A 21,527-nucleotide genomic window follows, 5' to 3' on the forward strand; every position below is an offset into this window, starting at 1 on the left:
CCTCAACCGGCGGGCTGGTTGGATACGGTTGCTCTGGCGTGCAGGGAAGACGCCGCCATCGCGTTAGTAGGTTTGTCACCCTGCAGTGGCGTGGCATGACGCAGGGATTCCGGCTCTTTCAGCCACTTCCACAGCGACAGGCTGGTCAGCAGGATGATGAACATGGCAGGCAGCCCACCGAGGTTTGACAGCATCTTCACCCCGTCGATACCGACGAAGGACACCATCACCCAGGAGACGATACCGACGATGGTGCCCCACAGGACTTTCATCGGCATACCGGCATTCAGGTCGCTGCTGGCATCCAGACCGTGGGTGCACAGATTGCCGATAGCATCGGTGTTGGAGTCCGCGGCGGTAACGTAGGAGATGTAAGCGACGAACAGCAGCAGGGCAATCATCAGGCTGCTGGCAGGCATCTGCTCGAACAGTGAATACAGCACGTGTTCCACGCCTTTGTCGTTGAGGATGGTATTCAGGGCACCGTGCAGCAACTCGTCAAAGTACAGGCTGGCGGATGAGAAGACGCAGATCCACACGGTGGCAAACAGGGCGGGCAACACCAGGTTGATCATGATGAACTCACGCACGGTGTAGCCACGGGCAATCTTGCCGAGGAACAGCGCGCTGATCGGTGCCCAGGCAAACCAGATGGCCCAGTAGAAGATGCTCCACCAGTGTGGCCATTCGTCATGACCGGCCGCACCGGTAAACAGGCTGCGGGTAAAGAAGTGGTCGAGATACTGGCCAAAGGCTTCGGTGCCAAGGTTCAGCATGTACAGGGTCGGGCCACAGACGAACACGAAGATGCCAACGATCGCCAGCAGCCAGGCATTGATGGCCGACAGGCGGCTGATACCTTTATGCAGGCCGGAGGCGGCTGACAGCACAAAGGTGGCGACGATGATGGCAATGATGATGGCCAGACGCAGGGGCGAGGTATCACCACCGATATACTGGCTGGCCCCTCCGGACAGGGTCAGGGCACCGGTCCCCAGACTGGAAGCCATACCGGCCACCAGCGCAAACAGCGCAATGGCATCGACCAGGTTGATCAGCCAGGCAGGCATGTCATTACGGAATAACGGTCGCAGCATGCTGCTGATGGAGAAGGTCAGCCGGCGGTTGTAGAACGCCAGCGCGAACACCAGAGCCGGTACGGTATAGATGGCATAAGGGGTGAAGCTCCAGTGCAGGAACATGGTCGACATGGCGAACAGCCGGGCATCGCTGCTGTTGGCGGTGAGGCCGAGGCTTTCGGGCGGTGAATACAGGTGGTAGAGCGGCTCTGCCGTGGTCCAGAACAGTACGCCGACTGCCAGAGTGGTGCACAGGGTAATGGAGAACCAGCGCCATTTGCTCAGCAGCGGTGTGGCGTTTTCACCACCAATACGAATCTTGCCCAGCGGCGAGAAATAGACGGCCACCGCCAGCACCAGCAGATACAGACTGCCAAGGCTGAACAGCCAGGAAAAGGTATTAAGGATCAACGTGTTGAGCTGTTTGGTGGTGCTCAGCAACAGGGGCAGATTAACGTAGCTGCATAGCACGGCGGCCATCAGTACGGTAAAGGTGGGCCAGAACACCCAGGGTCTAATCGAACGCCACATGCAATTCTCCGGTTCATTCACAGGATGATTGGGGGACTCAGGAGCATGTACGGAACCGGATCCATGAGGAGCCGGAATGCCGGGATATTATTTTTTTAGGGCAGCAGGGAATCGTTCTTATTCGCTACGTCCGCACCCGTACAACAGGCGTAAAGCCTGAAAGGCAGGGACGGGGTGGGCGGCACAGGCCGGTGCTTTACAGGATGTTGAAAGCGATCTGAGTGGCCGAGTACGGCGTCAAAGACAGACTAAAAATGCTCATTTAGCGAACTAAACGCCGCTTTTTCGCCTGCCTTTTGTGCTCCAGGAGTATTTCCTTGTCTCGACTGCCTCAATAACGCCTTCAGCGACCTGATATGTAACCTGTGCCGCCCGGAGTTGGAGTCAATCCCGCCGGTACCACTCTTTGCAGGAGTGACTGCGAACCGGCAGAGGTATCTAAACGTTTCAGGCAAAAACCGGCAAACGACAAGTGCGTATAGGGGTATTCCAAAAATGCATGAGGAGGGTGGATTGTTCAACACGGCGCTGAGTGTCTGTGGCTGGACAACACCGCAGAGATACAGTGAACTGTAGTCCCGTTTTTCAGCCGGGTAGCATCGCTGCCGGCTGATGGCCTTTTGGCAGCAGCAAGGAGTACTGGCAGCGTGGCCGCCTCATCATTCGGATTTGATCTTAAAGCGCTGGAAGTTTTCGTGCAGGTGGTGGAAACCGGCAACCTGACTTACGCTGCCGAGCGTCTGGGGCTGACGCAGTCGTCCATCTCCCAGACCCTGTCCAACCTTGAACGCAACCTCGATGCGCAGCTGCTCGACCGCTCGGTGCGACCACTGCATGTCACCACCGCCGGGCGGTTCTTCTACGACCGTGCGGTGCAGATGCTGCTGGAGGCGCGTAAGACCAGTCAGGATATGCAGCGCGGGCACTTCAAGCTGCGCCATGTGCGTATTGCGCTGGTCGATTCGCTGGCCACGGCCATCGGCCGGCCGCTGATTGAAATGGTTCGCAAGCGAACCGAGGACTGGTCAGTCAGCACTGGGTTGTCGCACATGCATGCCCAGTCCCTGCTGTCGCGGCAGGTGGATATCGTCATTTCCGATGATGGTCTGGATGACTATGACGACCTGACCCGCTTTACCATTCTGCGCGAACCGATGGTGATCGCCCTGCCACCCCATTACACCGGTGATATTGCCAGTCTGTCGGCCATCCAGAAGCGGCTGGAGTTCGTGCGCTATCAGCCGCATTCACTGATTGGTCAGTCGGTGGAGCGCTATCTGCGCCGGGTGCAGATCAATCTGCCGCCGCGCCTGCATCTGGATAACACCTACGCGATTATGTCGATGGTCGCCTCCGGCATCGGCTGGACCATCACCACGCCGCTGTGCCTGTATCAGACCGGCCTGATGCAGCATCAGGTGCGCTGCGTGCCACTGCCGGGCGAGCCGGTTTACCGTGAACTGTCACTGGTAGCGCGCCGCAATGAGCTGTGGGACTTGCCCAAGGTGATTGCCGAAGACAGCTGCCAGATCCTGCGCGAGCGCTTTCAGAAAGATATCGTGGCCAACCTGCCATGGCTGGAGCCGCAGATTCGTATCGGGGAAACGCTCTAGCCACCTCTCAGCCCAGCAGCCGTAACCCCACCGCATAGAGGGTGATCAGCACCACACTGATGCAGGTGCCGACGGCGATGCTGCTGGCGGAACGGCCGGTGCGCAGATAGTGGGTTTCCAGTATCACAATGATGGCTGCCGGTGGCAGCAGGCAGATCAGATACAGCACCTGGGTGTATTGTTGCACCCAGTCCAGTCCGGCCAGCGTACCGAGCTGGATGGCACTCCACATCACCAGCAGCAGTGCCACCACCCGCTGCAGCGTGAGCAGCACCGCGCTGTACACCTCAGCCCGGCTGATTCTGGCGTGCGCCAGCCACATCCCCAGCACGCCCATACCCAGCAATGACATCAGCACCTTGGCCGGTTCATACAGCCACTGATCCAGCAGGCGCAGCTGAGCAGCGAACGGTGACAGCAGCAGGCCGGTGATCATCGCCAGAAACGCAGGCGACAGCAGCAGGGTACGCAGGCGCTGTGGCCAGGAGGTGCTACCCGGCGGCGCCAGCAAGGCAGCACTGACGGTATTACCAAACAGCGAGCTGCCGACATAGGCGGCAATCATCACTGCCGCCGCATCGTTACCAAACAGGGAGACGGCAATGGGCAGACCCATCCAGCCGATATTCAGATAGGAAAAGTTCAGCGCCTCGACGGCATCACGGCGCAGCAGCCAGCCAATCCCCAGCATGATGGCCATGATCGCGACGATAGCGGCCATGATGACAAAGGTGCCCTGCTGGCTGAATACCATGTTGTGTATCACCACATAGGGAATCGCCACCCGCATCAGCACGGTCGAAGCCACTTTGCGTACGTCTATGCGCAGTCGGGCGAGGGTGAATCCAAACAGGAGGTAGAGCAGGGGCAGCAGCATGTTGAGCGTCATGGCGGGAAACTTCAGTTCATCGGCTAAGGGGTGGCGTCAAAGGCAAACCATAGCAGTGCGCCTGCCGACCGTATATCACAGAGCATCCGGAATGCCCTGAAGAGTCTGTTGCAGAAGGCAGCCACTCTGTCTGGCAGAGTGGCGTGCTGGTTAACGTGAGCGCAGGCGCTCCACCTCGCTCTGGGCATTGCGGGTGCGCGCTGCGGCAGCCACTTCTTTGGGCACTACCGTCTTGCCGATGGGGGCGAGGGAAATGTAGGCAAGCTTCAGGTGCTGCAGGGCAAAGGGAATGCCGATGATGGTAATGGCGCAGGCAATGGCGGCCATCACATGACCTATCGCCAGCCAGATACCCGCCAGCACGAACCAGATGATATTGCCCAGCATTCCCGCTGCGCTGGTGCCGATGTCTTCGCGGCCACTCAGCTCATCGCGGGCAATGGGCTCCTGACCGAAAGGGAAGAAGGAGAAGGTACCCATCACCAGACAGGCCCGTCCCCAAGGGATGCCGATAATGCTGATAAAGGCCAGCAGGCCGAACAGCCACCATGCCAGCCCCATGACAATGCCACCCAGCACAAACCAGATCAGATTCAGTATCAAGCGCATGTTGCGTTCCTCCATCCGTGATGGACAGAGTGTGGCGGCAGGCAGGGCGAGTGTAAATCCGCCCTGTGCTTCCATGGTGATCAAAACGTATCGCTAGACCCTGAAGCGGCTGGCCAGGGTGTTCATATCAATCGCCAGTTTCGCCAGACTCTGGCTGGCTTCCTCGGTTTCCCGGGTGGCGCGTGCCGTATCGTCGGCAGTCTCGTTGATGACGGTCACGTTGCGGTTGATCTCTTCAATCACCGCATGCTGCTGTTCGGTGGCGCTGGCGATTTGGGTGTTCATATCACTCATGCTGGTCACCGCCGACACAATCGCATCAATGGACTGCATGGCGGTTTCCATGTGGCTGACCCCTTCCTCGGAGCGCAGGGTACTGTCGCGCATCAGTGCCACTGCCGTTTTGGAGCGGCTCTGCAGATTGGTGATCATCTGCTGGATTTCCGCAGTAGAGTCCTGCGTCTTGCTGGCCAGATTACGCACCTCATCGGCAACCACGGCAAACCCGCGCCCGTGTTCACCGGCCCGGGCCGCCTCAATGGCCGCATTCAGAGCCAGCAGGTTGGTCTGCTCGGCAATGGAACGAATCACATCCAGCACGCCACCGATCTGCTGGCTGTCGGCCTCGACCTGCGCAATGGTGTCAGACGCATTCTGCAGATAGCTCGATAACCCCTGCACGGTTTGCCGGACGTCGGCTACCACGCTGCGGCCTGTGCTGCATTCTCTGCCTGCACTGCTGGCAGCCTGTGCCGCATCCAGCGCATGTCGGGCGACTTCCTGAACGGTGGCAGCAATCTGATGAATGGCGGTCGCCAGCTGGCTGGTCTGATTCTGCTGGCGCTCTACACCCTGCAGATTCTGTGCGGCGATGGTGGAGAGTTCTTCCGTAGCGGCGGCCACCTGACCGGCAGCAGAGATGACCTGAGCAATGATCTGGCGGAACTCGCCGAGCAGGGTGTTGACGGCCTTGAACGGTTCGCTGATTTCATCTTCCCGCTGGATCGGCAGCGGGTTGGACAGGTCGTGATCGGCGGCCAGCTGGGTGACGTGGCGGGTGGAGGCGCGTAACGGCAGCAGAATGCTGCGGGCCAGTGCCAGCATGATCAGCAGTATTGCAATGCCGCAGGTGATGCTGAGCAGCAGGGTGACCATGATCAGCTTGTCGATACTGCCGACCTTTTCCTGCACGGTGTGGTCCAGCTCAGCAGCGACCTGATCCAGCAGCGACTCGGCGGTATGGACCTGTGCACGTATCTTGCCGAGCAGGCCATCCTGCGGCGACAGGCCGCGTGCCTTGTACTCATTGCTTAGCGTGGTGAAGGCCTGCTGATAGGTCTGGATGGCATCACCGATACGCTTCTTGTCGGCGTCGCTGATCGTACTTGCCTGCAGGTCCTTGTGGAAAGCGTCGATGTTCTGGCTGAACTTTTTCAGGTATTCCTCTTCCGAGCGCAGCATAAAGTCTTTTTCATTGCGCCTTAACTGCAGGATATCGATCAGCAGCTGTTTGTCCGACAGGGCTGAGACTTCCTTTTCCGCGCCATGGACGGCATCGCGCAATTCGCCGTAAAGCCCGCTCTCGGGGGTCAGGCCAATCGTGGTCTGCAAGGCCGCAACCTCTTTGAAGCCAGTATGGTAATCCTCGAAGGCGTTACTCAGGTCAGTGACGATGGCGGTATTCAGACTGGCCTGTCCGAGAGCCCGCTGCAATTGCTGCAGGGTCTCGTTGAGCGCTGTGAAATGGGTCTCGAAGCTCTGCGCCTGAGTAGCATCATGGAGGGACAGAAAATCCTTCTCGTCCTTGCGCAGCTCCAGCATCTGCAGGCGCACCTGATCGACTGCCAGAGTCACGCCGTTGTAAGTGACCACCTGCCGGGTGGAGTACTGACCGAGAGATACTGAGATGGCCATCGAAATAACAGTGAGTGATGTGGCCAGAAAAAACTTTGTCTTTACTTTCACAATATATTTTCCTGCTCAATGGCTACTAACTGAGCGCAATCTTAGGTGACCTGAGTTCTCTGAACCGGAAAGCTGACGGGCAGAGCAGATCGCAGCACAGGAAACGATTAAGCAGCGGTATCGCTGTTCCTGCCTGTTGCAGGAAAGCGGATAGTGCGGATACAACATAGACGAACCCTGAAGCTGTTTTGACGAACTACTTAATGCATATACACCGATATGAGTTCCGTCAAACCACTTTCGTTCGAAGGTCGCAATCAGATATGAGCGTCAATAAATAAGTAAACGATGGGCGTTTATTATTGTTCGAAATGGAAATAATCCATTTTATTGTTATGCCCCCGCAGGTCGCGCCTGCCCGGCATCCTGCGGAGGCCGGGTGAGGAGCGCAGTTATTCCTTCCTCGCTGCCATGGAGAACGCGATGAGTGTTATCGACAAACTGCTGGAAACGGCTTACCACGATACCGAGCTGCTGATCAGTAATGATCAGAAGGGCGATCAGTTCAGCATCCCGCGGGATGTGGATTTTGTGTTCTATGCCAGCGAGCAGGGCAAAGCTGAAACGGTGGCAAGCTTTGTACAGGACAACCGCTACGGCAGTACCCTGATCACACCAACAGAAGAGGGGCGGGTACGGCTGGTGGTCACGGTGAATATGCCGACGACCCAGAGCGTGCTGTGCTCGGTATCCGGGCTGATGGCCTGTTTGTCGGCCCTGTTCGGCCTTGATTACGATGGCTGGGGATGTGTGTTGCAAGCTGCGCCGGGAACCGGGCCGCTTGGTAATACCCAATAGTCAGCCTGGCGTACCTGATAACCGCAACGCTTACCCCTCACCTCCGCCCTTTCAAGCAGAGAGCCTTGCGGCTCTCCGTGGGGGCAGAGGCAGGTTGTCAGCCCCACAGTGCCCGGTCAGCCGGGTAAGCCTGACTGTCCTGATAGCGCATGGCATCGGGGCGGTCTTCGCTGAGCAGTAACGGGCCGTCGATATCGACAAAGCGGGCGCCCTGAGCCAGCAGTAACGCAGGCGCCATGGCCAGCGAGGTGCCGACATTGCAGCCGACCATGATGTCGAAGCCCAGTGCTCTGGCCTGCCGGGCAAGTGACAGTGCTTCGGTGAGGCCGCCGGCCTTGTCCAGCTTGATATTGACCAGATCGTAACGTCCCACCAGCCCCGCTAAATCCCGCCGGTCCTGACAGGACTCATCAGCAGTGACCGGTATCAGCCGCTCCACCTCCGCCAGCAGCTGATCCTGACCGGGAGCAAACGGCTGCTCGATCATCTCCACCCCCAGGGCGGCCAGCTGTGGCTGATAGGCCAGATACTGCGCGGCACTCCAGCTCATATTGGCATCGATGACCAGACGGCAGCCGGGTGCGGCAGCGCGTACCGCTGCCACCCGTTCCACGTCACCGGCCTGTCCCAGCTTGAGTTTGAGCAGCGGGCGATGGGCATTGGCTGCGGCGACCGCGGCCATATGCTGCGGAGTATGCAGTGACAGGGTAAACACCGTGGTCAGCGGCTGCGGTGCGGCTGTCAGCCCGGCCAGCTGCCACACCGGCTGCTGCAGTTGTCTGGCCTGCAGATCCCACAGGGCGCAGTCCACCGCATTGCGCGCACTGCCGGGTGGCAGCAGCTGTTGCAGGGCAGTGCGATCCGCACCCTGTTCCAGTGCGCTGCGCACGCTTTCCAGTTGGGCCATGACGTCGGCATAGCCGACATCATAGACATTGGTGTGTTCGCACTCGCCACGGCCGCAGACGCCGTTTTCGCTGATTTCCACCACCACAACTTCACCGAAGTGCATCACCGGCAGACTAGCGATAATGAACGGCTCGTGCAGCGGCCACTGTTCAGCGCGGAAGCTGACCTTACGCATCCTTCAGCACCTCGGCGACGATGCTGGCGACGCCGGTGCGGACCGGGTCGACCACTGGCACGCTAAAACGCTGCTGCACCTCGGCGATCAGCGCCAGTGCCTGCTGCTGATCATAACGTGAGGTGTTGAGGGCAATACCGCCAAGGCGGGCATTGGGGTTGGTACGGCGGGCCATACGCAGATTGATGTCGATGGTTTCTTCCAGTGACGGCACGGCATAGCCCTCCATCAGGTCCATCTGTTCGCGGCCAGCCTCATGGCAGACCACCAGCACATCGGCCTGGGCGCCGTGCAGCAGGCCGAGGCTGACCCCGGCGTAGGCCGGGTGCAGCAGTGATCCCTGACCTTCGATAATGTCCCAGTGCTCCGCGTGCGCTGCGGCAGGAGCCAGCACTTCCACTGAGCCGGAGATAAAGTCAGCCACCACCGCATCAACGGAGATGCCGTAGCCTTCAATCAGGATGCCGGTCTGGCCGGTGGGGCGGAAGCTGGCATCCACACCCTGCTGCTCCATTGCCCGGTGAATGGCCAGCGCGGTAAACATCTTGCCGACACAGCAGTCGGTGCCGACGGTCAGCAGACGCTTACCCTGACGGGGCAGGCCGGTGCCACAGGGCAGATTGGCCGGTGGCGTGCGCACATCATGGACTTTCTGTCCGGTACGGGCGGCGGTGGCGACGATATCGGGCACATCGGTCAGGCGCAAGTGCAGGCCACTGGCCACGTCCATACCGGCTTCCAGTGCGCGGATGCAGGTGTCGATCCAGCTGGCGGGCAGGCTGTTGCCAATGGGCGCCAGGCCAATGATCAGGGTTTTAGCACCCAGACGTGCTGCTTCTTCCACGTCCAGATCGGCAATGCCCAGATCGGCTTTGGCTTCGGGGAAGCGCAGCTGGCCGAGGCAGCGTTCAGGGCGCCAGTGCGCTACCCCTTTGGCCGTCTTGGCCATCAGCAGGTCTTCGGCATCGCCAACAAACAGCAGGTAGGGCGCTTTCAGTTCGATCAGGTTCATGATGTGTCCTCGTAAGGAGCCCCACAGCGCCGTCGGATGCGGCCCGTGCGGGGTGACTCAGTGGTTGGGAGTGGTTAAGCGCTGGGTTTGGAACTCAGCTTCGTTGTCGGTGGCGACTGAGGCGGTGCTCCATGCGCCGCCACAGGGTGATAAAGACATAGGTGATCAGCAGGTAGGCCACGGCCGCCCACAGATAAACGCTGATATCGAAACTGCTGGCGAACAGCCTGCGGGTCTGGCCCATCAGATCCAGCAGGGTGACCACACTGGCAATGGCACTGGCTTTCAGCAGCAGGATGATTTCATTGCCGAGGGCGGGCCAGGCGATGCGGTAGGCATTGGGCAGGATAATGCGGCGATAGAGCAGCCGTCGGTTCATGCCAAAGGCCAGCCCGGCTTCGACTTCACCTCGTGACACGGCCAGCAGACCACCACGCAGAATTTCCATCTGATAGGCCACCGAGTTGAGGGTGAAGGCCGTCACCGCGCAGTAGAACGGATCGCGAAAGAACCACCACAACCCCAGCTGCTGCAACTCCTGGCGAAACTGACCGCTGCCGTAATAGACCAGAAACAGCTGAACCAGCAGCGGCGTGCCGCGAAAGAACGACACATAGAGGCGCAGCGGTGCCTGCAGCCACGCCTTGCCACGGGCACGCAGAATCGCCAGTGGCAGGGCCAGGGTTGCGGCAATCAGCACCGCCGTGGCGGTCAGTTGCAGGGTCATCGCCATCCCGGTGAGCAGTTTGCCCAGCCAGGGATGCAGGGCGGTCAGGCTGGTCAGGAGCGTATTCATGTGCGTGCCTCCTTGCTGCGATTACAGTGCCGGGCGGCGCTGTCCGCGGGACAGATGATGTTCCAGACGTGCTATCGCCGCCTCCGACAGCACGCACAGCAGCCAGTACAGCAGGCTGACGGAGAGGTAAAACAGAAACGGCTGCTTGGTCACGCCAACCGCCACCGACGCCATGCGCATCAGGTCATTGAGGGCGATCACCGACACCAGCGCGGTATCTTTCAGCAGATTCAGCCACAGGTTGCCCAGCCCCGGCAGGGCCAGTCGCAACAGGGGCGGAAACTCCACCAGCCAGAACCCGAGCCAGGGGGTAAAGCCCAGAGCCCGTGCGGCCTCACGCTGGCCCTTATCGAGCGCCAGCCAGGCCCCACGCAGCACTTCAGCAGCAAAGGCAGAGAACACCAGACCCAGTGCTACCACACCGGCAACAAAGGGGCTGAGTTCAACAAAACCGGCGTTGGGGTCAAGGTGTCTGGCCAGCTGATTGAGCAGCATGGCCGCACCGTTGTAGACCACAAATAACGTCAGCAGCTCGGGGATGCCGCGCAGGGTGGCGGTATAGAGCTGGGCCAGCCGTTGCAGCACGGGCCTGCCACTGACTGAGGCCAGCGCCACCAGCAGCCCCAGCAGCAGGCCGAGGGGCAGGGTGGTGAGGGCCAGCGACAGGGTCACGCCCAGCCCTCTGACCAGTTCATCGCCCCAGCCATGCGGGCCCCAGCTCAGGTAGCTCAACAGTTCCATCACGTTCTCCGTGGGCGCCAGCTGATCGTCTGCGGCTTACTTGAGGGTGAGAATGTTGATGGGGAAATACTTGTCGTTAATCGCTTTGTAGGTGCCATTGGCGACGATGGTATCCAGCGCCTGATTGAGCTGCTGGCGCAGGGCATCATCGGTTTTGCGCACGGCCATACCGACGCCTTCACCGACGTAAGCGGGGTCGGTAATCAGCTGGCCTGCCAGGGTACAGCAGTCGCCATCTTTGGTTTTGCCAGTCCACTCCATCATCGGCAGCAGGTCACCCACCATCAGATCAAGGCGGCCGTTGACCATATCCAGATTGGCTTCGTCCTGAGTGGGGTAGAGGCGCAGCTCGGCGTCGGGATACACCCTGGCGATATAGTCCGCCTGAGTGGTGGAGCTTTGTGCGCCGATTACCTTGCCTGCCAGTGCCGAGGGGCTGAAGTCGCTGATGGCGGCATCCTTATGGGTAACAAAGGTCATTGCCGCCTTGTAGTAGGGCTCGGTGAAAGACACCTGTTGCTTGCGCTGCTCGGTGATAAACATAGAGGCCAGAATCACGTCGTACTTGCCGGCCTGCAGTGCCGGGATGATGCCGTCCCAGTCCTGAGCGACAAAGCTGCAGTTGGCCTGCATCTGCTGGCACAGGGCCTTGCCGATCTCCACATCAAAACCTGCCAGCTGGCCGTCCGGGGTGACGTAATTGAAGGGTGGGTAAGCGCCTTCGGTGCCGATGCGCAGGGTGGTGGCAGCAGCGTCAAGGCTGGTCAGGGCTCCGATAGTCAGGGCGGACGTCAAAAGCAGCTGTTTGAAAGCGGGGTACGACATCATCGGGAATTCCTCTGCAGTGCTGTTCAGGTACTCCCGCAGTGTGTTTTTTAAGCATTCATTTAACAAATGTATTGTATGTATATTATGTATAGCTCATGGCTATGTATTGGGCGATAACAGATCACAGATGGGGCGCTGCCTGACCGACGGCTCTGTCACAGTATGGAGAAGAGCATTGGCCACCACCGAACAGCTGCTACGCAATCTCGACTGGAACCTGATTCACACCTTCGTCACCATCGTCGATGAAGGCAGCATTACCGGCGCCGCACGGCGCCTGCATCTGGCGCAGCCGAGTATCAGCAATGCGCTGAAGCGGCTGGAGGCCCATCTGGGAGAGCGCCTGATCGAGCGGCGTAAGGGCAGTTTTTCCCTCACCTATCAGGGGCGGCGGGTGTATGAGGAGTCCGCTGCTGCCTGCCGTATTCTGCAGCGGATGCTGAGCCAGTACGCCGACGAGGATCAGCAGATCAAGGGCGAAATTGACCTGCAGGTGGCCAGCCATGTGCATTGCCCGCCACTGGATGCCGCCCTCAGTCAGTTTCACCGGCTGTATCCTCAGGTGACCTACGATATTCAGGTGGTGCCGAGTGTGGAGATCCTGCACAACGTGGCCGAAGGGCGGGTCAGCATTGGCGTGGCCACCATGCAGAAGCCGCATCCCAGCCTCGCCTATCACCTGCTGAGCCATGAGCTGATGGGGTTCTTCTGTGGCCCGACCCATCCGCTGTTTGGTCGCGACAATCTCAGCTCTGCCGATCTGCGTGGCCTGGATTACGTGGCTTTTGAGAGTGATCAGCCCAAGGAAGGGTTGCATGGCATTGCCCGCCTGCGTGCCGCGCGGGAAATCTCCGGCAATCTGATTGCGGTTTCGCCCAACGAAGAGGAAGTGTTGCGGCTGATTCTGGCAGGTGTCGGTTACGGTGCCCTGACCCTTGATACCGCTACGCCGCTGCTGGCGCGGGGTCAGTTGTGGCAGTTACCGCCGTTCAGTGAGCTGCCCACCATTGATATTCATCTGGTCACATCCACCCAGACTGAGCTGGGCCGCGCCCGGCAGTTGTTCGTCGACGTGCTGAAAGAAGAAACGGAAAAGTTTGTCAGAAAGCGCTATTTTGCCGATACGCCGGAAGGGTGAGTCAGCGTGCTGGTATTGTTCTCCGGCCGGGGATCAGTGGTGGTGGGCAGCGGAAGGCAGCAGTCTTTTCAGTGCCGGGCAGTGAACCGTTCAATAATCAGGGATGTTATCGTGAGCAGAAGCCATAAAGCGTGGTGGTTAAATACAAAATGGGTAGTGTATGTCCTGTGCATAGTGCTGGCTGGATGTTTTAGTTCAGAAAGAGATAGCCAGCATGCAGAAAAAGTTTTCTATGAGAAGAAAAATTTATTTATGGAAATGAATGCAATTCTTCTGGCTCATCCAAGTATCTATAGAATGGATATAAACACAAACTATCGAAATAGCGAGAAGTATGGTGCTTTTGATGCAGATGACGAAAAAGCTTATCGTGAAGTACAGAGAATATGCTCCACTCTCGACATACAAACTGCCATTGTTTCCAAAGAAAGTAGCAGTAGCCCCGTCCTATTTATTGACTACATAACGAGTAGTGCCGGCCTGGCTATCAGCGGTTATGCAGTCAGTGTCTCGTATATTGTGGATGACGATTCGCTGAGATGGCTTAAGAGTCTTGGGGTTTCTATCAAGTCTTTAACTGAGAAAAACTGGTATGTAACCATCTACGAGTCATGATGCCGGATGCAGTAATATCTGATCTCTAAGTCGCTGTGAACGTCTGTGCTATAGCGAGACGAAAACGATTCGTTTTGCTTAAGCCCATACAGATAATCACGTATCTCCATTTTTTAAAAATAAAATGGTATGGATATAGCGTATCTATCAATCTCTACATTGATCAGAAAGGTTCTATCAATAAGGATAAAATAAATATTATCTTGCTGTTCAGGAATTTAATGGAGAATATAGGCATTCTTTGTATTGTGATTTCATATTAAAGCATTTTTCTCAGTTGTGAATTTTTTGTAGTTCGTTGTTTGAATATCTTAGTTGATCTGATATTTATTTTTCTGTTCTACTATCAATTAGTTTAATTTTTGTTGCCCGCTTTGAAAAGTTCCTCAATACTCAGGATGAAGTGTTGAAATAGCTGTATTTAAAAATAGAGAAAATAATAATTCTATAAGATGAGTGAAGATGCGATTTGCCTTTATATTGATAAAGCTGCATCGCAGATAAATTCCGAACAGCGGTCATCTACCCAGCATTCAATCTTGACTGTGCCAAACTCTTTTCCCGAATTTAGCTCTCTGGATGGAGACTGTTCATAGTTCTGTGTCAGGCATTTCTTCCTCCGGTCAAGATGACGCTGAGCTAACTGAATGATTTAAAGTGATATTTTTTGGTTTATAAACGGCGCTATCACAAGCAATATGCCTTTCTTTGACACTAAGTAACGACTGGTCGATCATTCTAAATGTTGTTGCTTATAGAAATGAAAAAAAAGAGATAGTCCGTAGTGAAGTGGGTCCTGAGAAAGCATAGTTCCACATATCAATATTAAAAAGATCCACCTGTCTCCCGGTTAAAAATCAGCGAGCATTAGGTGAATAGCGCTATCAACATTATCGGTATGCTTCAGCTAACGTAGTGGATACTTTCAGGCAGCTTCATCATTACCCATTCTGTTACTCTTCCCAGACTCTGATATTAAGCGAACGTCACATGTCGCGACGGTCACGTCAGCCCTTACTCAACGAGAGAGCCAACAGATGAGTCAGACCTATAAAGGCAGTTGCCTCTGCGGTGGTATCCGTTTTGCCGCCGAGGGCTTTGCGCCGCGTATTGCCAACTGCCACTGCACCATGTGCCGCAAGTTTCACGGTGCGGCCTTTGGTACGCTGGTGCGGGCCGAGGGGTTGCGCTGGTTGTCGGGGCAGGCGCTGCTGCAGGACTATGTGGGCCACAATGGCACGGTGCGTACCTTTTGCCGCGAATGTGGTTCCAGCCTCGGGTTTCGGGTGAAGGGGGCGGCCTTCGAGCAGCTGGAGATCGCACTGGGGGCCTTTGATGACGCGCTGCCGGTGAAGGTCGATGCCCATATCTATACCGACTACAAAGCCTGCTGGTATGACATCAGCGATACGCTGCCGCAGCACGGTGAAGGCCGTACCGGCTAGACGTCACCTCCGGGCAGGTAGACTGGCGGTAACTCTGCTACCATGCCGGGGTCGTTAATTTGAGGTAACCCTATGAAAATTCATCGTATTAACGCCGGTCAGCGCTGGTCCGACATCGTTGTCTGCAACGGCATTGCCAAGTTTGTGGAAATCCCCGAGGGCGATCTGTCCGGCGGTGTGAAAAGCCAGGTGGCACAGGTGCTGGCTCAGGCTGAGAAGTCGCTGGCCAAGGTCGGCAGTGATAAGTCCCGCCTGCTGTCGGTGACCATCTACATCACTGACTTTGCCAATATCAACGGCCTGAACGAAGTGTGGGATGCCTGGTTTGCCGAAGGCACCGCACCCAGCCGTGCCTGTGTGAAGGTCGAGTTGTCCAACCCCGAGTGGTGTGTGGAAATGGCCTTTGAAGCGGCCGCTGGCGAAGACTTCGCTGGCTGATTCCGCTGTTACAGGGCTGCTTGATGCGGCCCTGATCTCTCCACCGCCGTGCTGCCTGCACGTTTATGGTTGTTGTCCACAGCCTCTGCTTTCTGCCTCCATCTGCCGTTATCCACAGACACCTTGGCAGCCGTCTGGCTCAGCGGACTGTCAGACTGCCTCTGCCTTCACACAGACAAACAACGCATTGCCCGACTTACCTTGCCAGGGGGTGATGGTGTCGTAGTCATGCTCGAAAATATGGACTTCAAAATAGCGGGCCAGCAATGACGCCAGCTCAGCAAAGTTCACCGCCACCATGGGATGGGCATCCTGCCAGGATTCAGTGACGCCGTCGGTGGTTTTGTCGATGCTCAGCTGCAGGGTCTGGCCGTCACCTGAGCCGCTGTAGTGCCAGCCGGACTGAAAGGTGAAGTGGCTGCCCTGATAGTCAACGCTGTGGCGGGCAAAGGAGGTGTTGTCGATCTGGTCTTTATCCACGGCATTGAAGATAAACACACCGCCGTCGCGCAGTGCCCGCTGGACGCAGGCCAGACTGGCCGTGAGGCTGGCAGTATTGCCGCTGTAATGCAGGGAATAGAGAAAGCAGGTGATCAGATCCAGCGGTTCATCAACACGGAAGTCGCACATGTTCTGGCAGCTGAACTGCGCTTCCGGGCAGCGCTGCTGAGCGCGGTCCAGCATCGGCTGATTCAGGTCCAGCCCGCTGCTGTGGTAGCCAAAATCAAGAAAGTGACGCACGTGAGGGCCGGTGCCGCAGGCCAGATCCAGATGCTGCCTGCCCTGATTACCAAACAGCTGATGCAGGCGCCGGGCACTGTGGCTTTGCGCCTGATAGTCAATATCGGCGCACATCAGATCGTAGTAGCCAGACAGATCGGTATAGAGGGCATTGGTGGACATGGCATCCGGCTCGGGCAGGCAAAAAGGGCGCACAGTATAGCAGCGGGGGAAGGGCCTGCCGCAGGAAATATCGCCTGCACTGTGTCCCGCACCAGCCCGATAGTCAGGCAAATGCAAAGTCAGCCGATGGCCTGATATTGGGTAGTCGTTCAAATTCTCTGGCCGAGACGGTCGGATATATGTGATGGAATATGAACGTTAATTGACCAAAGATAGGCCCATTCCTCGTCACCGGTCTGCTGTTCAGATCCTCCGGTGGCCAAACTGATACCGGCGCCACTCTGGGCTGGCAGCATGTGGAGACAAGACAATGGGATTACTGATCGACGGCCAATGGCACGACACCTGGTATGACACCAGTAAGAGCGGTGGTCGCTTTATTCGCAAGGATTCTGCCTTTCGCAACTGGGTGACCGCTGATGGTCAGCCCGGCCCAACCGGTGTTGGTGGCTTCAGGGCGGAGCCCGGCCGCTATCATCTGTATGTCAGTCTGGCCTGTCCGTGGGCCCATCGCACCCTGATCATGCGCAGCCTCAAAGGTCTGCAGGAGATGATTTCCGTGTCGGTGGTGCACTGGCTGATGCGTGACGAAGGCTGGACGTTCCAGCCCGGCCCCGGTGTGGTGGAAGACCCGATCAATGGTGCGCAGCGGCTGTATCAGGTGTATCAGCGCGCCGATGCCCATTACAGCGGGCGGGTCACGGTGCCCATCCTGTGGGACAAACAGCAGAACACCATCGTCAGCAATGAGTCATCGGAGATTATCCGCATGCTCAACAGTGCCTTCGATGGCATTGGCGCCCTGCCGGGTGATTACTACCCCGAGGCGCTGCGCAGCGAGATTGATGAGATCAACACGCGGGTATACGACACCCTCAATAACGGCGTGTACAAAGCCGGCTTTGCTACCACTCAGTCAGCCTACGAAGAAGCGCTGGTGCCGCTGTTCGCCACCCTCGACTGGCTGGAAGAACGGCTGCAGGGTCAGCGCTTCCTTACCGGTAGCCAGCTGACCGAGGCGGATATTCGCCTGTTTACCACGCTGGTGCGCTTTGATGCGGTCTATGTTGGCCACTTCAAATGTAATCTGCGCCGGCTGGTGGATTATCCGGCATTGTGGGCCTATACCCGTGATATTTATCAGCAGCCGGGCGTGGCTGAGACGGTCGATATGCAGCATATCAAGCGCCACTATTATGAGAGCCATAGCACCATCAACCCGACAGCGGTGGTACCGGTCGGGCCGCTGCTGGATTTTACCGCGCCTCATCAGCTCAGTGGCGTGTAGCGGCTGAACGGGTCCCTCGTTCCCCCATGGCGACAGCCTGTCGGATCGCCGTTGAGCCTGAACTGACACTGAGCGGTATGTCTGGCTGTGCTCCAATAGCGCAGCCAAAGGTGCAAGCAAAAAGGACGGCGGTTCCGGCCCGCATCCTTCCCCTTCAGGATTCATGACTGCGCTGTGCTGGCTGCTGCCTCCTGTACCTCTGGTGAATTGCACCTGTATCCATTCACTCTCAGGTTTAAGACACCCTGCCTATGAACAAGATTGCTTCAACGCTGCTGCTGGCCTCCAGCCTGCTTGTCACTGCCGCTCCCACTCTGGCAGAAACGCAGAAAACCTCGGTCTGGAAGATGACCTACAGCTCCCTCGATCCCGAACAGGCGGCAGAATTCTGCACCACTATTCTCGGCATGGAGCGTATCGCCATCCCCGATCCGACGCTGGCCAAAGGGCGTGCCTGGGTGCGTTTCCCGGACTCGGGGCTGGAGCTGCATTTTGTCGATGCCCGTGCCCGTTATGGCTACGAGAAGACTGAAGAGTTCTACCGCTATATGGATGAGCTCGATCAGAACATGACGGTGTTTACCACCTTTATGGATAACCACGGCGCCGTGCTGGTAGAGGATCTCAACCCCTATCTGCAGCAGCTGACTAAAAACAGTGTGCCTTTTCTTGGCCCGGTGCGCCGCGCCGACGGGGTCTATCAGCTCTATATCGAAATTCCCGGCAACGCTTATCTGGAGCTGGATGCGCGCTCGACGCCGGACAGTGCCTATCCTGTGACGACCTGGGATAAGGTGCCTTTCGCGCCTGCGGCTAAAGCCTCCTGAGTGGGGTTACTGAGTGATCATGGTGTGGCGGTAGGGTATTTGTCGCCACCCGTGTTACCGGTAGCAAGGTGCTGACGATCTGCTGCGTGTCGGCCACTCAGCGTTGAGTAGACCTTCGCAATGCTGATTCAGAACAACTGACGTATTTACCCGCCTGAACTCCGCTTCCTCAGCTCTTTTCGCCTGGCTCTGACTCGCGAGATCGTGAACACGTGCTTGCCGCCGCCGCAGCCCGCGGGGAAGTGGCTGCGGCTCTGATATGGCATCAACGTCTGCTCTTGGCGGAACCCTGACGTGCCTTGAAGCGCGGATTGCTCTTGCAGATTACATAGTAGCGTCCACGACGTTTGACCACCTGACAGTCAGGATGTCGGTTTTTCGCCGACTTCAGTGATGACAGCACCTGCATTATTTCTCTCCTTTGTGCGCAGCAAAGCCAAAGCGTTTGTTGAAGCGGGCGATGCGTCCTTCAGAATTCACTTCACGCTGTTTACCGGTGTACATGGGATGGGAGGCGCTGGATACATCAACATTGATCAGCGGATAGGTGTTGCCGTCTTCCCAGACAATGCTCTCCTTGGAGGTGCAAGTTGAACGGATACGGAACATGCGGTTGCAACTGGTGTCGCGGAAGATCACATAGTCGTAGCGTGGATGGAGTTGTTTTTTCACGAAAGTATTCTCTATAAAATGTTATGACATAACAATTATAGTGATAATGATTCTTATTTGTGAAGGGGTGGGAGGTTTTTATTGATACTGACGCGGTGTGTGTTGTCATACACCCCGGCAGTTTGAGGCTTCTGGAAAGTGCACAGAGCGGTGTGCCAGTGATACGAGGTGCGGCAGCGAATGCGGCATGGTACTCCGATAGCCCTTAGCTCTGCCTGATTCGTACCACCTTCATAAACTCAAACTCCAGCCCCGCCACCGTCTCAGTTTCCGGGTAGTAGGTCAGGTTGACCCGTGCGCCCTTGAGGTTGCGATATTGTCTGGCGCGGCGGTATCTGAACGGTACGTCGCAGCCTTCCACCATCAGGGTGTTGATGACCCACTCGCCGTCAATCCGCTGCACATGGGACAGCACTTTTTGCTCTTCTGAATGGATCAGTTGGCTATGAGTCTGCAGCAGCTTCTTGAGGCTGGATTTTTTCTTCATGACGCTGGCATCCAGAATCGACAGGGAGCCCCTAGCCTAGACTGATTCGCGGGCGTTGTCTGCGCAGAAGCCGGGAAATGCCGTGAGCGGGCCTTCACACCGTGTTGTGGCCCGCAACGACGTGGCTACACACCTAGTTAAGAGGCAAGGCAATATCACTCAGTGGCTTACCCTTCTTGTCGAAATAGCGCACCTGCAGGCTGCTGGCTGTGACGTTGACCTGCGTGAAGTTATCCTCCTGACAGAAATAGCCTGCCTTGTAGTGCAGGGTGATCGGCCCCTGTGAGGTCGTGAAGGTGAAGGGGTCGTTCTCCTGTCGGGAGTTATGGACAAACTCCTCCGGCTCGCCATCGGCAAAGGGGAAGGGCCAGTAGAATGCCGATGAGGTGATGTCGTATAGCCGCAATGGCAGCGGGCTGCCGTCTGCACGTTCCAGGGTCATACCGGCGCAGTTGGAGCAGTGTACGTCACCGGTCAGAAACACCACATTCTGCACGTTGTTCTCAACGATGGTCTGCAGTACCTGAGCGCGGGTGGTGGGGAAGGCCGCCCAGGCATCGTCCTTGAATTTGCCATAGTCATCTTTGGCCGACTCCATGGTATTGGGGCTGAAGACGCTGGAGCTGACCACAAACTTGGGCAGGTCGCCCACTGCCTGCTGGGTATCAATCAGCCACTGGCAGAAGTCGTCCAGCTGGCTGCGGTAGTCTTCGTCTGGGTTCTTTTTCGGCCGCCCGAGCAGGTGGTGTTCGTTCTCCATCAGCTCCCGGCAATCCTTGTAACGGCCGATGGACAGCAGCTGACTGAGCGAGCTTTCTTCATGGCGCAGGCGCTTGCTGCGGGCATCCAGCACGAAGAACGGATACTGGCCATAGTTGAAGTGGTAATACAGGGCATCACTGCCGTATTCGGTGGTGGGACTGTGCAGCCACTGGTAGCTGCGATAGAACATCATGGCGGTGAAGAACAGCTTGCGCTTGTCCGGGTCTTTCTTGATGCGACTGAGGGACCAGTTATCTTCCACCTCATGGTCATCCAGAATCATATAGGTCGGGGTGCTGCTCAGCAGCGTGCTCATATTACGGGTGGTAAAGGCATCGACATAACGTGAGCGGAACTCCTCTTCGGTATCCGCACGGCCAATGGGCACATGGCGGTTAAGCAGATCGGCATAGATCTGGTCGCCGATCATCAGGGTAAAACGGGCCTTGTCGGCTTCCGCCAGCGTGTCGCTGTGGCAGCGATCATGAATGGCAGCGAAGATGGCATCCGACAGCTTCTTGCCCCACAGGGTCTCCGGGTAGCGGCAGGAGCCGAAAATAAAGGAAAAGTCGCCGCTTTGCTCCGGGAAGGTGGTAAAGCTGGCCAGACAGTGTTCGTCCGGCATGCTGCCCAGCTCGTCCAGCCAGGCATCGGCGGCGGGCAGCTTTTTGGCAATCTCATCAAGGCTGCTGGTTTCCATCGGGTCTACATGGTCCAGCGCCAGCGATGCCAGCCTGACGGTATAACGAGTGCCGGGCTGCAGGCCGGTAAAGTCGGTGGTGCCGGTGCGGTCGTACTCCCGTTGCAGGCGGAAATAGCGCGCACTGCCTGAGATGCCGCTATCGCCATTGAACAGGGCCGCCACGCCAATGGTGCGGGCGGCATCGGCGTTGTCGTGGGCGCGTGCCCAGATGCGTGCGCTGCTGGCGGTGGTGTGGCCGACGATGGGGCCGACACTGACGGGGTGAAGCATGCTGGTCATATTTTTATTCTCCTCAAAGTGCGCC

At 57.4% G+C, this 21,527-nt stretch carries 22 protein-coding genes; 8 read left to right on the forward strand and 14 right to left on the reverse strand.

The features are described 5' to 3' along the window. Positions 1–2: 2 nt before the first annotated feature. Complete coding sequence (locus QCD60_RS13800) at positions 3–1,610, reverse strand: BCCT family transporter (protein ID WP_279786221.1); 1,608 nt, start codon at positions 1,608–1,610, stop codon at positions 3–5. A 647-nt stretch (positions 1,611–2,257) separates the two neighbouring features. Here QCD60_RS13800 and QCD60_RS13805 point away from each other — a divergent pair. Continuing rightward, the gene (locus tag QCD60_RS13805; protein ID WP_279786223.1) at positions 2,258–3,223 is read left to right on the forward strand and encodes a LysR family transcriptional regulator; all 966 of its coding nucleotides are present in this window, start codon (positions 2,258–2,260) and stop codon (positions 3,221–3,223) included. A gap of 7 nt (positions 3,224–3,230) precedes the next feature. Here QCD60_RS13805 and QCD60_RS13810 read toward each other — a convergent pair whose 3' ends face one another. The 3 genes from QCD60_RS13810 to QCD60_RS13820 all read right to left on the reverse strand — a co-directional run bounded on the left by QCD60_RS13810 (position 3,231) and on the right by QCD60_RS13820 (position 6,686). Then, a complete protein-coding gene (locus QCD60_RS13810; protein WP_279786225.1) occupies positions 3,231–4,112 on the reverse strand; it encodes a hypothetical protein in 882 nt (293 codons plus the stop codon). A gap of 150 nt (positions 4,113–4,262) precedes the next feature. Next, positions 4,263–4,721 carry a YccF domain-containing protein gene (locus QCD60_RS13815; RefSeq protein ID WP_279786227.1) on the reverse strand — a complete coding sequence of 153 codons (459 nt, stop codon included), beginning with the start codon at positions 4,719–4,721 and terminating at the stop codon, positions 4,263–4,265. A gap of 93 nt (positions 4,722–4,814) precedes the next feature. Beyond that, positions 4,815–6,686, reverse strand: a complete 1,872-nt coding sequence (locus QCD60_RS13820; protein ID WP_279786228.1) for a methyl-accepting chemotaxis protein — start codon at positions 6,684–6,686, stop codon at positions 4,815–4,817. A 423-nt stretch (positions 6,687–7,109) separates the two neighbouring features. Here QCD60_RS13820 and QCD60_RS13825 point away from each other — a divergent pair, with 423 nt between their 5' ends. After that, the gene (locus QCD60_RS13825) at positions 7,110–7,484 is read left to right on the forward strand and encodes a ribonuclease E inhibitor RraB (protein WP_279786230.1); all 375 of its coding nucleotides are present in this window, start codon (positions 7,110–7,112) and stop codon (positions 7,482–7,484) included. A 97-nt stretch (positions 7,485–7,581) separates the two neighbouring features. Here QCD60_RS13825 and dgcA read toward each other — a convergent pair whose 3' ends face one another. The 5 genes from dgcA to QCD60_RS13850 all read right to left on the reverse strand — a co-directional run bounded on the left by dgcA (position 7,582) and on the right by QCD60_RS13850 (position 11,945). After that, entirely contained in the window at positions 7,582–8,568 is a 987-nt protein-coding gene (gene dgcA / locus QCD60_RS13830; RefSeq protein WP_279786232.1) for an N-acetyl-D-Glu racemase DgcA, read from the reverse strand. Next, a complete protein-coding gene (locus tag QCD60_RS13835) occupies positions 8,561–9,580 on the reverse strand; it encodes a DUF1611 domain-containing protein (protein ID WP_279786234.1) in 1,020 nt (339 codons plus the stop codon). Before QCD60_RS13835 ends, dgcA begins: the two co-directional genes overlap by 8 nt. A 94-nt stretch (positions 9,581–9,674) precedes the next feature. After that, complete coding sequence (locus tag QCD60_RS13840) at positions 9,675–10,376, reverse strand: ABC transporter permease subunit (RefSeq protein ID WP_279786236.1); 702 nt, start codon at positions 10,374–10,376, stop codon at positions 9,675–9,677. A 21-nt stretch (positions 10,377–10,397) separates the two neighbouring features. Continuing rightward, positions 10,398–11,117, reverse strand: a complete 720-nt coding sequence (locus QCD60_RS13845) for an ABC transporter permease subunit (protein ID WP_279786238.1) — start codon at positions 11,115–11,117, stop codon at positions 10,398–10,400. A gap of 36 nt (positions 11,118–11,153) precedes the next feature. Continuing rightward, a complete protein-coding gene (locus tag QCD60_RS13850; RefSeq protein ID WP_279786240.1) occupies positions 11,154–11,945 on the reverse strand; it encodes an ABC transporter substrate-binding protein in 792 nt (263 codons plus the stop codon). A 175-nt stretch (positions 11,946–12,120) separates the two neighbouring features. Here QCD60_RS13850 and QCD60_RS13855 point away from each other — a divergent pair, with 175 nt between their 5' ends. The 4 genes from QCD60_RS13855 (at position 12,121) to QCD60_RS13870 (ending at position 15,581) form a co-directional block, all read left to right on the forward strand. After that, positions 12,121–13,083, forward strand: coding sequence for a LysR family transcriptional regulator (locus tag QCD60_RS13855; protein WP_279786242.1), 963 nt, complete (start codon positions 12,121–12,123; stop codon positions 13,081–13,083). A 111-nt stretch (positions 13,084–13,194) separates the two neighbouring features. Further along, positions 13,195–13,698 carry a hypothetical protein gene (locus tag QCD60_RS13860; RefSeq protein ID WP_279786244.1) on the forward strand — a complete coding sequence of 168 codons (504 nt, stop codon included), beginning with the start codon at positions 13,195–13,197 and terminating at the stop codon, positions 13,696–13,698. A gap of 1,037 nt (positions 13,699–14,735) precedes the next feature. Further along, positions 14,736–15,143, forward strand: coding sequence for a GFA family protein (locus QCD60_RS13865; RefSeq protein WP_279786246.1), 408 nt, complete (start codon positions 14,736–14,738; stop codon positions 15,141–15,143). A 72-nt stretch (positions 15,144–15,215) separates the two neighbouring features. Continuing rightward, complete coding sequence (locus QCD60_RS13870; protein ID WP_279786248.1) at positions 15,216–15,581, forward strand: RidA family protein; 366 nt, start codon at positions 15,216–15,218, stop codon at positions 15,579–15,581. Between the two features lie 150 nt (positions 15,582–15,731). Here QCD60_RS13870 and QCD60_RS13875 read toward each other — a convergent pair whose 3' ends face one another. Further along, positions 15,732–16,484: a class I SAM-dependent methyltransferase gene (locus tag QCD60_RS13875; RefSeq protein ID WP_279786250.1), complete on the reverse strand. Its 753-nt coding sequence runs from the start codon at positions 16,482–16,484 to the stop codon at positions 15,732–15,734. A 310-nt stretch (positions 16,485–16,794) separates the two neighbouring features. Here QCD60_RS13875 and QCD60_RS13880 point away from each other — a divergent pair, with 310 nt between their 5' ends. After that, the gene (locus QCD60_RS13880; RefSeq protein ID WP_279786252.1) at positions 16,795–17,772 is read left to right on the forward strand and encodes a glutathione S-transferase family protein; all 978 of its coding nucleotides are present in this window, start codon (positions 16,795–16,797) and stop codon (positions 17,770–17,772) included. 251 nt (positions 17,773–18,023) lie between these two features. After that, positions 18,024–18,599: a hypothetical protein gene (locus QCD60_RS13885; RefSeq protein ID WP_279786255.1), complete on the forward strand. Its 576-nt coding sequence runs from the start codon at positions 18,024–18,026 to the stop codon at positions 18,597–18,599. Positions 18,600–18,864: 265 nt separating this feature from the next. Here QCD60_RS13885 and ykgO read toward each other — a convergent pair whose 3' ends face one another. The 4 genes from ykgO to QCD60_RS13905 all read right to left on the reverse strand — a co-directional run bounded on the left by ykgO (position 18,865) and on the right by QCD60_RS13905 (position 21,502). After that, complete coding sequence (gene ykgO, locus QCD60_RS13890) at positions 18,865–19,008, reverse strand: type B 50S ribosomal protein L36 (protein ID WP_279786257.1); 144 nt, start codon at positions 19,006–19,008, stop codon at positions 18,865–18,867. Further along, on the reverse strand, positions 19,008–19,271 hold the full coding sequence (locus tag QCD60_RS13895; protein WP_279786258.1) for a type B 50S ribosomal protein L31: 264 nt from the start codon (positions 19,269–19,271) through the stop codon (positions 19,008–19,010). The genes ykgO and QCD60_RS13895 overlap by 1 nt, the downstream gene beginning before the upstream one ends. A 205-nt stretch (positions 19,272–19,476) precedes the next feature. Continuing rightward, complete coding sequence (locus tag QCD60_RS13900; protein ID WP_279786261.1) at positions 19,477–19,758, reverse strand: hypothetical protein; 282 nt, start codon at positions 19,756–19,758, stop codon at positions 19,477–19,479. 133 nt (positions 19,759–19,891) lie between these two features. Next, positions 19,892–21,502, reverse strand: coding sequence for an alkaline phosphatase D family protein (locus tag QCD60_RS13905; RefSeq protein ID WP_279786262.1), 1,611 nt, complete (start codon positions 21,500–21,502; stop codon positions 19,892–19,894). Positions 21,503–21,527 lie beyond the last annotated feature (25 nt).

The sequence above is a fragment of the Pokkaliibacter sp. MBI-7 genome (genome assembly GCF_029846635.1).
Taxonomy (GTDB): domain Bacteria; phylum Pseudomonadota; class Gammaproteobacteria; order Pseudomonadales; family Balneatricaceae; genus Pokkaliibacter.